Below are 13079 nucleotides of genomic sequence, written 5' to 3'. Positions count from 1 at the left end.
TATGAAGAAAAGGCCCCCTGCCTGAGCAGCCGGGGCCTTTTCTTCATGAATTGATGCACCTCACCATAGCTGTTTCCTGTTCCCAATGCCCGGATGCTCAAGCCTTTGCCTGCACGGCAGCTTAGGCCTTGGGCAGCTGGAAGGAGCTTTTGAGGGAAACGACCCGGTTAAAGACCGGCTGACCGGGCTTCGAGTACCGGGAGTCCACGTTAAAGTACCCATGGCGGAAGAACTGGAACTTGTCCTGTGGGCGGGCTTCCTTCATCTCCGGCTCTACAAAGCCATGCACAATCTCCAATGAGTTGGGATTAATGTGGTTCAGGAAGGACTTCTCCGGAGAGGCCTCGGCCTGCATCCCCTCTTCGGCAGTGACGTCTCCCGCTACCTGCGGCTGCACCTCTGCCTCCGCCTCGGTCTCTTCCTCCAGGATCAAAGGCTCGTACAGGCGGAACTCCGCAGGAACCGCTTGAGAAGCCTCTACCCAGTGAATGGTGCCCTTCACCTTGCGTCCGGTAAAGCCGCTGCCGCTCTTCGTTTCGGGATCGTAGGTGCAGTGCAGCTCAACTACCTTGCCGTTCTCGTCCTTGATCACCTCATTGCACTTGATGAAGTACGCATGCTTCAGACGCACCTCGTTGCCCGGGAACAGCCGGAAATATTTGCTCGGCGGGTCCTCCATGAAATCCTCCTGCTCGATGTAGATTTCACGGGAAAAAGGAATCTGCCGCACGCCCATCTCCGGGTTCTCCGTATTGTTCTCTGCATCCAGCCACTCCACCTGTCCTTCCGGATAGTTGGTAATGACCACCTTCAGCGGGTCCAATACAGCCATCGTGCGCGGCGCCTTCAGCTTCAGATCCTCGCGGATGAAATGCTCCAGCATCTGGCGGTCCACCGTGCCATACGCCTTGGAAATGCCCGTCTCATATACAAAGCTGCGGATCGCTTCCGGGGTAAAGCCCAGGCGGCGCATTCCTGAAATGGTCGGCATGCGCGGATCATCCCAGCCGTCTACAATGTTCTCATCCACCAGCAGCTTCAGCTTCCGCTTGCTCGTGACCGTCTGCTGCAGATTCAAGCGCCCGAACTCATATTGATGCGGTGCCGCTTCCATCTCGCATTCGGCAACGACCCAGTCATAGAAGGGGCGCTGATCCTCAAACTCCAGGGAGCAAAGGGAGTGCGTGATGCCTTCAATAGCGTCCTCCAGCGGATGGGCGAAGGCATACATCGGATAGATGCACCACGTATCGCCGGTGTTATGGTGATGCGCATGGGCAATTCGGTAAATGACGGGATCGCGCAGATTAATGTTCGGGGAGGACATGTCGATCTTGGCGCGGAGCACCTTTTCCCCGTTACCGAATTCGCCGGCTCGCATGCGGCTGAACAAATCCAGATTCTCCTCGACACTGCGATTGCGGTATGGGCTGTTCTGACCCGGCTCAGTCAGCGTACCCCGGCTCATGCGGATTTCGTCGGCACTCTGATCATCCACGTAGGCCTTGCCTTTTTGAATCAGAATGACGGCGCGCTTGTACATTTCCTCGAAATAATCCGATGCAAAACGCAGCTCCTCCCACTCATAGCCCAGCCACTTCACATCTTCCTTGATGGAGTTAACATACTCCGTATCTTCCTTCAGCGGGTTCGTATCGTCCAGGCGCAGGTGGGTTCTTCCTCCGAACTCGTCCGCCAGCGCGAAATTAATCCAGATGGCCTTGGCATGGCCGATATGAAGGTAGCCGTTCGGCTCCGGCGGAAAACGGGTGACCACGTGCTTGACCTTTCCGGATTTGAGATCTTCAGCAATAATATTTTTAATGAAATTGGAGGGTGTTGCCGGATGGTTCTCCACGTTAATCAACCTTTCATCCTGTAAATTCTCTCTCTGGCAAACCTGAATCTGAATGGCGGCGCCGAAAAAGCGGGCTCTATATCCTGTATAAGCCTGTTTCTCTTAAATATACCTGCTTGAGCTGTATTGTTCAAGGAAACCCAAGGGCGATCTGCCCGTGGCGGCTGAGGATCTAAGCTTTGACGAATTCCTTTTCATTAGGGTAGCATGGAAGAAACTAGTTAAAAAATAGCTCCGTCGCCATGACCAGAGCTCATTTCATTTGCGGTAAAGGAGTCTTGTTCATGTTTACCTATCCATTAGATGATCATGTTGAGCTGCGTCCGCTCGCACCTGAGCAGGCGAGAGCGCTGTATGAGCTGATTGATGACTGCAGGGACTGGCTGCGCCAATGGCTTCCCTGGGTAGACTCAGTCAAAGAGGTGTCTGACAGCACGAATTTCATCAAAGGCGCGCTGGCCCAGGGCGCCGAGAACGGCGGCCTCACTGCCGGCATCTGGGTGCGGGAGGAGCTCGCCGGTATCATTTCCTACCACGAGATCGACTGGAACAACCGCTCGGTCGGCATCGGCTACTGGCTGGGCAAGCCATATCAGGGACAAGGCCTGATGAGTACAGCCTGCCGGGTATTCACTGACCATGCGCTCATGCGCATGGGGCTGAATCGGGTGGAGATTCGCTGTGCCACGGCCAACCGCCGCAGCCGCGCGATCCCGGAGCGGCTGGGGTACGTGCTGGAAGGCATTGTCCGCGAAGCCGAGAAGCTGCCGCAGGGCTATGTCAATCATGCCGTGTATGGCATGATCCGCAGTGACTGGCTGCGGCTGCGCTGACGCCGTGCCCTGTCAGCAGCCAGGGCGGCGATGCATTGCGGCCTGAGGTATTTCCGCCGCAGCCTGCAGCAAGGGGCGCCAGGTGCGTGATGACTCGGCTGTAATCGCCGGGAATCAACGCCACTGGCGCCCCTTTTTATGCGTGGTGTGCTTCATGTATATTGGAAGCGCTCGGGTCTGATCCGCGAGGATCAGATCCTGCGCTTTACTCCGTCTGCTCTTGACTCGCCAGCTTCCCCAGCAGCTTCTGCAGTTGCACCCGCACGACCTCTGACAGTCGATCCAGCGCCAGGATGCGCTCCAGCACCTCCGCCCGCCGCTCCTGGCCTGCCATGGCGTACAGCACCTCCCGCACAGAGATGCGGTCCGGTTGAGCCTGCACCGGTATCAGCTCGTCTCCTGCCGATACGCTTCCCTCCTGCAGCACCCGCAGATAGAAGCCGCTGTAGCCGGTCGCAAGCACCTGCGCTGGCAGCTCCTTGATCCCGTGCTTCTGGGACAGCTTAAAGCATGGGTACCGGGGCTGGCTGACCTCCACCACGGCTTCTCCGACACGGTACACATCCCCGATGTACACCTCATCCTCCAGCAGCCCGGTTACCGTAAAGTTCTCTCCGAATGCAGCCGGCCCCATCGTCTTGCCGAGGACGCTCTCCCAGTAGGCATAATGCTCCAATGGATAGACACACACCGCTTTATCCGGGCCTCCGTGATGAACACGGTCGGCCTGGCCGTCTCCCTCCAGCTGCTCTTGTCCCAGATACAGTGGACCAGGCACCGGCTGCTTGTAAATACCGGTAAGGAGCGGCTTCCCGTTGTACTCAACCTCTACCGGCCTGCCTGCATTCAGCGCTTGAATGACTGCCATGTTGGTTGGTCTCCTTTCCTGCTTGCTCCTGAACAACGGAGATTTCACTGCCCTCCGCCAAGCTCTGCAGCCGGGTAATCATGGATTCCAGCTCGCCGAACGCACCGGCAATGCTGGCCGTCGAAGCGGTCTGTCCTTCAAATCCGGCAGAGAGCTGCTGCAGGGAAGCACTGGTCTGCTCGATCACTGTAGAGATGGCATCAATATCTCCCAGGCTCGCCTGCGTGTTCTCCTCCAGCTTCTTGAGCATGCTCTCGATTTCAAGCGATTTGGAGGAGACCATCCGGGCATCTTCCAGAATGCTGCTGAAAAAGGACGTCGTCCCCTGCGCAATGCTCTGTACCTGGGCTGCCGTTTCAATGCCCCGGCCGACCTTGTCCGAGACAACACTCGTCTGCTGCTCAATCCGGGTCAGCACCTCGGCAATACGGAACATTTCCTGCTCCGCATCGCTGGAGAGCTTCCGGATCTCCTGGGCGATCACGTGAAAGCCCCGCCCGTGCTCGCCCGAGCGAGCCGCTTCAATTCCAGCATTGAGCGCGAGAATGCTCGTATTCTTGACGATCGCTGTAATACTTTCCAACACGAGATGAATCTGCTCGCTGTATTCCCGCAGCGCGGACATCTCAGAGTGGGTTTCCCCCATAATATCGTCAATGCGGTGCATATTATGCTGCAGCTTCTCCAGCTGCTTCCCGCCTTCCTCAGTTGCAGTCACGGAGGCATCGGAAAGCTGCCGCATGGCTGCTGTCTCTGTGGAGATCGCTCCCAGGAAGGTTCCGGACTGCTGCATGCTGTCATTGACCGATGACAGGCTTTCGGCCTGCACGGCCGCCCCCTTCGTAATTTCGCCCAATCCCTCAGACAGCTGGACGCCAATGCTTTCATTGCGGTCTACATCAACCTTCAGGCTCTGCCCGAACGCCTCCAGTCCAAGAACAGACTCCCGCACCATGTCCAGCACGGCATCCGATTTTCTCTTCTCCACGACGACGTCGGATAGCAGGCGCCGTCCCATCAGGCAGACGGTCACGGCAATCGCGTTCACCATGATCAGCACAATCACATCAATCGCCGCGTCCAGCAGCGGAACCTCCGACAGCTTCGGATTCAAGAGCAGCTGGCCGACAAGTATGATCAAAGAATATGCCGCTGCCAGCAGGCTCAGCCGTTGGTTCAGATAAATCAGCGACAGGGCCACATAGATATACACAATATTACCTGAAGAAGCCGAGGGCACGAACGTAATCAGCGTACAGCCGAGGGTAAAGCAAATGCTGACCAGAACATATTTCCCTTGAGGCCGGGTGCCGTACATCCGCTGGGCCAGCACGAGCAGCGGGGCGAAGATAGCCAGCGCGATCGTTAATGCTGTAGCCTCCGACAGCGATACCATATGAACCCCGTAGAACAGCCAGAAAATAAACGGACAGACCGCGATCAAAATTAAAATAGTCCGGTACAAAAGCTTGGATGCCAGCATTTCATAATCTGTGATATGCGAACGCTCGGATGTCATAAACAGCTCCTTGATGTTGATGTTCAAATCATTACGCCCCAATCCATGAATAGGTTATAAGCAATTATAGATTATCATCGTCAATCTTTCATTTTCTTTTAAGAGGAAACCATAAAAAAACAGCCCCGAGCTGATCAGGACTGTCCCGCCGCCTCATAAGAAGCAGGCCATCAGTATATCATCCACGTATTGACCTTTGACATGGTATTCACGGACAAGGCGTCCTTCCTCCCGAAAGCCGCAGGTCCGGTAAAAGGCAGCCGCAGCTTCATTGCTGGACAGCACGCGCAGGCGCAGCTTCAGCTTGCCTTCCCGCCGGGCAAAGGCCTTGAAGGCTGTCATCAGCCTCACGCCGATGCCCCGGCGGCGATACTGACGGTCCACGGCAATCCAAAGCTCATATACATGCTGGCTGCTATCCAGCTCCGTAGGCGCTTTGAAGCCCAGGTATCCGGCCAGGGTGCCATCCCCCGTCTCCGCCACCAGCTGCTGCCCGGGGGGACAGTGAAGCAGATACTGCTCCCGGGATTCCCAGACCAACGGCTGCGGCGCTGTCCGGTGATCCCACACCTGATGATCCAGCTCCATCAGCCGGCCGGCATCCTTCAAGGCAGAGAAGCGGATCATGAGCGTATCCAGATCCGTATTCATCTTTCTTTACTCCCCCCTTACGGAAGATGTTTCTATGCCCGGCACCCGCCGCGCATGGATGACAAATGACAGGAAGGACAGCACCGCCATGGCGGCAGCCAGCCAGGCCACAGGCTTCAGCCCGCCTCCATCATAGAGGATTCCCATGGCATAGGGACCGAACACTCGGCCCGCCGAGCCCATCCCTCCAGCCACTCCGATGTAGAACGGGGCTGCTTTTCCCGCGCGTTCCGCAATAAATGACGGAATTGCCGGCGAGACCAGCATCTCGCCCAGTGTAGCCAGCACCATCGCGAGCACGAAGCCCGGATAGCTGCCGGTCAGCACGATGACCAGATACGACAGCAGGTAGAAGACCGCGCTGACCGACATCTGCGAGGTATCCCTTCGCGCAAAGCTTCGCTTGATCCAGCTCGTCAGCGGCTGTGCCGCAAAGATCAGAATTCCGTTCAGTGTCCATAAATAGCCGAAGGATGCCTTCGACATGCCCTCTGAAATGATATGCGGTGAAATGCCGGTATTCCAGATGGAATTGCCGAACCACATGAACAGGGAGCCCAGTCCGAGGAACAAATAAATCCGGGTGTTCCGCAGCAGGACCCAGGTGCCGCCACGGCTGCCTGGAGGAATGGCTCTCTTGAGCTTGGGGTGGCCTTCGGCTTCCTCTTGAAGAGTCGGCTCCTTCAGGTCGGTCCGGCTTAAATAAGACAGGAAAAAGAAAGCGAATCCGGCCGATGTCAGCCCGTTCCCTACAAAGCTGACATCGTAAGAGATTTCAGCCAGGAAGCCGCTCAGCGCGGTTCCCACTGCAACTCCAATATTGTTCGCTACATAGACGACATTGAACAATTCGCCGCGCCGGTCTGCAAAGCGGAAGCCGATGAACGCCTGGATGGCCGGCATCGACATGGCGCTGAATAAGCCGATCAGCAGCATAACAGGAAGCAGCATCGGCCAGTACCCGTCAATGAAAGGTAGAGAGAACAGGCCCATCGCATTGAGCAGGAGCGAGCCGACAATAAGCTTTTTTACGCCGATCCGGTGATACAGCGCACCGCCAAGCAGCTGCCCGGCGATCCCGCCCGCCGATTGCAGCAGAATGACCAGGCCTGCATCCTGCATGCTGCGCCCCAGCTCATCGAACACATACATCGTCGTCAGCGGCCACATTAACGAGCCGCCGGCCGAGTTAACCAGACTTGCGGCCAGGAAGCCCTTGACTTCCTTCGGGTACGAATTTAAGAATCTCATGAGAACAGCCTCTTTGATTTCATAATAGGTGTGATTATTGTGAATTCACTCCAGCAAGGCATAAATTCCACGAGAATCAGTATGTCGTACACAAGCTTTGGCGCGCAAGCACACTCAGTGACGCTTTACATCGACAACAGTGGAGAAAAACACCGCGCCCTCCCCTAAATCCGACAGCCGATCAGGGGTGAGGGCATTGGCGCGCTGACGCCGGCCATTGCCGTCCCACCACAGCCCCTGGCTCACCACAGTGCCGGGAAGCATCTTGTCTGTCACCTTTGCCCGGGCCTCGTACACGCCGCGGTCATTATATACCGTCACTTCATCCCCGTCCTCAATGCCGCGCTCTGCAGCATCCTCCGGATGAATCTGCAGGAACGGCTCCTTCTCCAGCTTCTGGTGCTTCGGCACATTGGCGAAGGTCGAGTTCAGGAAATTATGGTTTGGCGGTGAGATGAACATTAGCGGATAGCGATTTCCTTTTCCCCTGCGGACGCCGTCATAGCCCTCTTTGAGCGGAATGTACGTGGGCAGGGGCGGGAGCCCGGCGGCTTCCAGCGCTGCGGAATAGAGCTCGATTTTGCCGGATACTGTAGGCAGCTGTTCCAGAAAAGTCTCGTAAGGCGTCATATCCAGCTTCACGCGCCGGTGCTCCTTCAGGCCATCCCAGGTTACGCCGTTCAGATAAGGGTTGTGCGGATACTCCAGGCCCTTTGTGATCATGTCCTGTTCACTCTCATTAAAGGCAGGATCCTCAAAGCCCATCGCCCGGCCCAGGGCGGCGAAGAGCTCGACGTTGCTGCGGCTCTCTCCCACTTTGGGAATAACCGGCTCCTGAAGCTGAATATATTGGTGCCAGTATGAGCCGTATACGTCGGTGTTCTCAAAGGTAGAGGTCGCCGGCAGCACGATATCTGCGTATTTGGCTGTGTCCGTCATGAACAGATCATGCACAACAGTGAACAGGTCCTCCCGGGCGAAGCCCGCCTTGACCCGTTCGGCATCCGGCGCTACGACCAGCGGATTGCTGCAGTACACGAACACCGCCTTCACCGGCTTCTCCTCCATAGCCAGCGCCTCCCCGATCCGGTTCATGTTGATGACCCGGGCATCGGGATTCGGCCGCAGATCCGGACGCTCCAGCGCCTCGCTGTTCATGCTGCTGTAGCCGCCATTGGATTTGGACGCCCCGCCGCCCCGCTTCTGCCAGTGACCGGTCAAGGCGGGCAGACAGGCTACGCTCCGCACAGCCATTCCGCCATTGTCATGGTGCTGCAGCCCGTTGCCGATATGAATATAGGCGGCCTCGGCCTGACCGTACAGGGTCGCCAGCTTCTCAATATCTGCAGCCGGAATTCCGGTGATAGAAGATACATGCTGCGGCGTATATTGCTTCACATGCTCCCTCAGCTCCTGATGGCCCAGCGTATAGCGTTCCAGAAACGGCTCATTCACCAGTCCATCCCGGAACAGGACATGCATCATGCCGGCGGCGAGCGCACTGTCTGTGCCGGGGTGCAGCGGAATGAACCAGTCGGCCCACTGCCCCGTCTGATTCTTGTGAACGTCAATGACGACGACCTTCGCTCCGTTCTTCCGAGCCTTCTCGGCCAATACGACCTGGTGCATGTTCGTGCTGACAATATTGCCGCCCCAGACCAGAATCACGTCCGCGTCCACGGTCTCCTCCGGTACAGTCCCCCGATTGGCGCCCATGACAGAAATCCAGCCTGCATTGCCGGCCGCGTTACAGATCGTCTGCTTCAGCTTGCTCGCACCCAGCGCATTAAAAAACCGGCGGTCCATGCCGTCCACACTGAGCACACCCATATTGCCGTAGAAGCTGTACGGCAGGATGCTCTCCGATCCGTATTCCTCAATCAGGCTGCGGTAGCGGCTTGTAATTTCCGTAATGGCTTCCTCCCAGGTAATCTCTTCAAAATTCCCTTCTCCCTTGGCTCCAACCCGCCGCAGCGGATACAGCAGCCGCTCGGGATGATAAATCCGCTCGGCCATATGGCGCACCTTATTGCAGATTGCTCCCTGGGTGATAGGGTGCTCCGGATCTCCGGTCACTTTTACAATCCTGCCTTCCTGCTTATGCAGCAGCAGCCCGCATGTATCCGGGCAGTCCAGCGGACATACCGCCGGGAAGACGCCTTCCTTCTCGTGAATCATCTATGTCGTCATCCTCTCGTCTCGTACCCCGATGCCATCCTTGATATGACAATATTCTACCCCTTATCTTAGAACGAAATCCGGGATGCCGTAAAGCGGGAAGAGCGCCCGAAATATTTTTTGACAAAATATTCACCCCCCTGTTTCATCCCTCGGTGCGCCGGGTAATTTGGTATCAACAGCAAGAGGAGGAACCCAGACCCTTTCTCTCCTTGCCGTATCATGGACCACTCCCAAAAAAATTCGCCGCAACGAGTTTCTTCCCCCGAAACTCGATGCGGCGAATTTGTTTTTTTGTGTCTGTGTCATTTTCAAAAGCAAAGGCTGCCCCAAGAGAAGATGTTCATCTTCCGGGACAGCCTTTTTAAATGGGTTATGCCGCATATACCGTTTCCTTTACACCTGCACCGGATCCTTCACGAGCTTCGGCAGTGCCTCCAGGCCCGCCGTGTTCAGGAAGTTCCACGGCTTGTTGTAATGCGGCTGGAAGAAGAAGTCGACAAAGGCCAGCTGGTCAATCGTCATCTTGTTTTGGATACATACCGAGAGGGTGTTGACCGATTGGGTCAAGTCCGCTCCGGAGATCAGCTGGGCGCCCAGAATCCGGCGGTCCTTCTTGTCAAAGACGACCTTCAGCGTAACCTCCTCCGACGTCGGCATGAACTCGGGGCGGTAGTGCTCCTTGATCGTCACCGTGTCGAAATCCAGCTCCTCCTCCTTCGCAGTCAGCTCCGTCAAGCCGGTGGAGGCGATGTGATGGCTGTAAATTTTCAAGCCCGAGGTGCCCTGGGTGCCCATATACTCCGTCGTCGGCTTGGCCAGGTTGCGCGCTACGAGTGTGCCCATCCGTACCGCATTCGTGGCCAGCGGGATGTACATCGCCTTGCCGGTCGGGTTGTACCGGACAGCGCAGCTGTCGCCAGCGGCGAAGACGTCTTTTTTGCTGGTCTGCATGTAGGAATCGACGACGATCGCCCCATTCTTCAGCATCTCAACCTGACCCTTCAGCAGCTCGGTGTTCGGGCGGAAGCCGATGCACAGAATGACCATATCGGTTTCAATCGTGCCTTTATCGGTGATGACGCGCTTCACCTGACCATGCTCGCCCTCAAAGGATTTCACAGTCTGTCCCAGCGCCAGTTCAATGCCCTTCTGGCGGAACGACTCCTCGACTTTATCGCTGAATTCCGGGTCCAGATATTTGTTCAGAATCCGGTCCACGCTATCGACCAGGGTCACCTTCTTGCCGTTCTGCTGAAACGCCTCCACCAGCTCCACACCGATATAGCCGGCGCCAACCACCGTGATGTGCTTCGCATGCTTCGACTTCTCAATAATGGTATTGGAATGATTGTAGTTCTTGCTCAGCAAAATATTGTCCAGATCAATGCCGTCCAGCTTCGGAATGATCGGCCAAGAGCCGGTCGTCACGATCAGCTTGTCGAACGTATCCTCCAGCGTTTCGCCGGTGTCGAGGTTGCGCGCAGTCAGCTTTTTGCCGTCCGTATCGACAGAGACGACCTCATGCTTCATCTTCGTCGTTACGCCCATTTCCGCCAGCTGGTCCGGGGAGGAGTAGAACAAGCCGTCCGGATCCTTCACGACCCCGCCGACATACAGCGCAATTCCGCAGCTCAGGAATGAAATATTATCATTGCGTTCATATACGGTAATTTGAGCCTCCGGGTACAGCTTCGCGGTATTCACAATTGCTGCCGTTCCGGCATGGGTACATCCGATCACTGCTACTTTCATATTCTTATTCCTCCTTGGCATGGTGGTATTTCATTCAGCTCGTCTGTCGTTCATTTTTCGGACTTTGTTTGTCATTTACCGCTTATCATTGTGAAAACATTCACCTTGTTCATGTCTTTATTATATTGTGAATTAGTTCACAACGCAATAGGCTGCAGCAATCCTCACACTTTGTTCACAATTTCACAATCTTTGATCCTGGGAACACTTCTATGGCAATGAGCTATGAGCTAGAGAATGTCGGGAATATTGGTTTTTTTAATTAATACCAGTGCTGGAGGCTTTTGAACCAGCTTTTCACAGTTATTTCTGCACGATGTGCGTTTGGACAGCAGACAAATGGAACTCAAAAAAAGACCACCGGCAGGGCCCGCCCACCAATGATCTTATTGTCTCTTAATCCGATCACATTATTCCTGGCTCTCCAGCAGTGCATTCAGGCTGCCGCAGGCTTCCTCATAGGCAGGCTGCAGTTGTCTGAACGTATGGAGGCCCTGCTCCAGTCGGCCTGCCTTACATAACGCCTCAATCTCTGCCAGCAGCCGGGAGAATTCCTGAACGCCCAGACTGAGACTGCCGGACTTCATGTCATGGGCCGCCGCCGCCGCCTCGGCGCTTCTGCCTTGCTGCAGCAGCTTGTGCAGCCGCTCCATCTTGTCCGGCATATCCTCCTGGTACATTTGGAACAGCAGTGCCAGCAGCTCCTGACTGCCGTCTTCCTGAATTTCGATAATTTCGTGAATCGTTTTGTAATCCAGCACCGGCCGATCACTTTGAGCCGTTTTTTCAGGGAGATAAGCTTCCAGGATGGCGGCCAGAGCATGGGCATGCACCGGCTTGGATACGAAATCATTCATACCGGCATCCATGCACTGCCTGCGCGCCCGCTCATCGGTGCTGCCTGTCATCGCCACCAGCGGCACAGCCGGCTTGCCCAGCTGCTGCTCCTCAGTGCGGATTTGAGCCGCGGCTTCGGCTCCGCTCAGCTTGGGCATCATATGATCCATCAGGATGAGGGCATAGGTGTTCTCGCGCGCCTTCTGTACGGCCTCCAGCCCGTTCCGGGCCCAGTCCACCTGCTGCAAGCCCAGCTTACGCAGCTGCATCCCCACCACCTGACGGTTGATGTCATTATCCTCCACCAGCAGCACAGGGACAGACAGATCCCGGCTGGTCGTCTGCAGCGGCTGCTGCTCTGCATATGCGGCGCGAAGCGCTTCCACGGAGCGGTTACCGCTTTCCTGGCCGACAGCCGGCTCCAGCGGAATTTCAAACCAGAATAAGGTGCCCCGGCCTTCTTCACTGGATACTCCGATTCTCCCCCGCATCAGCTCGACAAGCGACTTGCAGATGGACAATCCTAACCCTGTGCCTCCATACTCCGGGGAGCCGCCTTCATCGGTCTGCATATAGGGCGTAAACAGATTCTTCTGATCCTCTGCTGAGATCCCCATGCCGGTGTCCTCGACCTCGAAGCGCACCAGGCTCTGGTTCTCGCCCTGGCCTTCAAGCTCTGCCGGCTTCACACGGATCATGATCTGCCCGTCCTGTGTGAACTTGTTGGCATTGCCGAGCAGATTCAGCATCACCTGATTGATCCTTCCTGCATCGCCAATCCACTGCCGCTCCAGCCGTTCGTCCAGAAGCATAGACAGCCGGTTGCCGTTGTTCTCCAGCTTGTCCTGCAGCAGCCTGGCACTATGATCCAAAATAACATGCAGATCGAAGGCCTCCCGCCGCAGCTCCATTTTGCCCGCATCAATCTTGGATAAGTCCAGCAAATCGTTGATCATATGAATGAGCAGCGCTGCGGAATCGCGGATCAAGCCCACCGATTGCCGGTTAACATCCGTCAAGCCCGGCTGCTCCAGCATCTCCGCCATGCCCATGATGGCATTCATCGGTGTACGGATCTCATGACTGATCACAGCCAGCAGCCGGCCTTTCGCTTCATTAGCCTGCTCTGCCTCCAGGCGGGTCCGCTTGAGCTCAGCATTGTTCTTTGCCAGCCGGCGCTGCAGCGTGACCAGCTCATTATTCATAGCGGTAAATTCACCGAGCACCTGCTCTTCCCGTTCCCTCGCCCGGATGATCTGATCTGACATCTCTCTGATCGTCTGCCGCAGCCGTTCCGCCTCTGTATTAGGGTCATGCATTTGCCTGTCC

9 protein-coding genes are annotated in these 13079 nt (G+C 56.2%); 1 reads left to right on the top strand and 8 read right to left on the bottom strand.

Annotation, left to right across the window (positions count from 1 at the left end; all coding sequences use genetic code 11):
• Positions 1-121 precede the first annotated feature (121 nt).
• Positions 122-1867 (bottom strand): glutamine--tRNA ligase/YqeY domain fusion protein, encoded by a 1746-nt coding sequence (locus JJQ72_RS12170; protein WP_208203834.1) that lies wholly within the window; start codon positions 1865-1867, stop codon positions 122-124.
• Between the two features lie 275 nt (positions 1868-2142).
• Between JJQ72_RS12170 and JJQ72_RS12165 the strand changes: the two genes are divergently transcribed.
• Positions 2143-2691, top strand: a complete 549-nt coding sequence (locus JJQ72_RS12165) for a GNAT family N-acetyltransferase (RefSeq protein WP_138227320.1) — start codon at positions 2143-2145, stop codon at positions 2689-2691.
• A gap of 205 nt (positions 2692-2896) precedes the next feature.
• Here the strand turns inward: JJQ72_RS12165 and JJQ72_RS12160 are convergent, their stop codons facing one another.
• The 7 genes from JJQ72_RS12160 to JJQ72_RS12130 form a co-directional block, all read right to left on the bottom strand.
• Positions 2897-3559, bottom strand: coding sequence for an MOSC domain-containing protein (locus JJQ72_RS12160; RefSeq protein WP_138227321.1), 663 nt, complete (start codon positions 3557-3559; stop codon positions 2897-2899).
• Entirely contained in the window at positions 3513-5105 is a 1593-nt protein-coding gene (locus JJQ72_RS12155; protein WP_208203833.1) for a methyl-accepting chemotaxis protein, read from the bottom strand. The genes JJQ72_RS12160 and JJQ72_RS12155 overlap by 47 nt, the downstream gene beginning before the upstream one ends.
• Before the next feature lie 126 nt (positions 5106-5231).
• Positions 5232-5729 (bottom strand): GNAT family N-acetyltransferase, encoded by a 498-nt coding sequence (locus JJQ72_RS12150; RefSeq protein WP_138227323.1) that lies wholly within the window; start codon positions 5727-5729, stop codon positions 5232-5234.
• A gap of 6 nt (positions 5730-5735) precedes the next feature.
• Positions 5736-6980 carry an MFS transporter gene (locus JJQ72_RS12145; RefSeq protein ID WP_208203832.1) on the bottom strand — a complete coding sequence of 415 codons (1245 nt, stop codon included), beginning with the start codon at positions 6978-6980 and terminating at the stop codon, positions 5736-5738.
• 114 nt (positions 6981-7094) lie between these two features.
• Entirely contained in the window at positions 7095-9158 is a 2064-nt protein-coding gene (locus JJQ72_RS12140) for a molybdopterin-containing oxidoreductase family protein (RefSeq protein ID WP_208203831.1), read from the bottom strand.
• A gap of 396 nt (positions 9159-9554) precedes the next feature.
• Complete coding sequence (locus JJQ72_RS12135) at positions 9555-10913, bottom strand: FAD-dependent oxidoreductase (RefSeq protein ID WP_138227326.1); 1359 nt, start codon at positions 10911-10913, stop codon at positions 9555-9557.
• Positions 10914-11323: 410 nt separating this feature from the next.
• Positions 11324-13069, bottom strand: a complete 1746-nt coding sequence (locus JJQ72_RS12130) for an ATP-binding protein (RefSeq protein WP_208203830.1) — start codon at positions 13067-13069, stop codon at positions 11324-11326.
• Between the last annotated feature and the right edge of the window lie 10 nt (positions 13070-13079).

Origin of the sequence: Paenibacillus sp. F411 (genome assembly GCF_017582705.1) — a bacterium.
GTDB lineage: Bacteria > Bacillota > Bacilli > Paenibacillales > Paenibacillaceae > Paenibacillus_AQ > Paenibacillus_AQ algicola.
The sequence above is the reverse complement of the archived record's forward strand: the minus strand, read 5'-3'. Positions and strand labels throughout refer to the sequence as shown.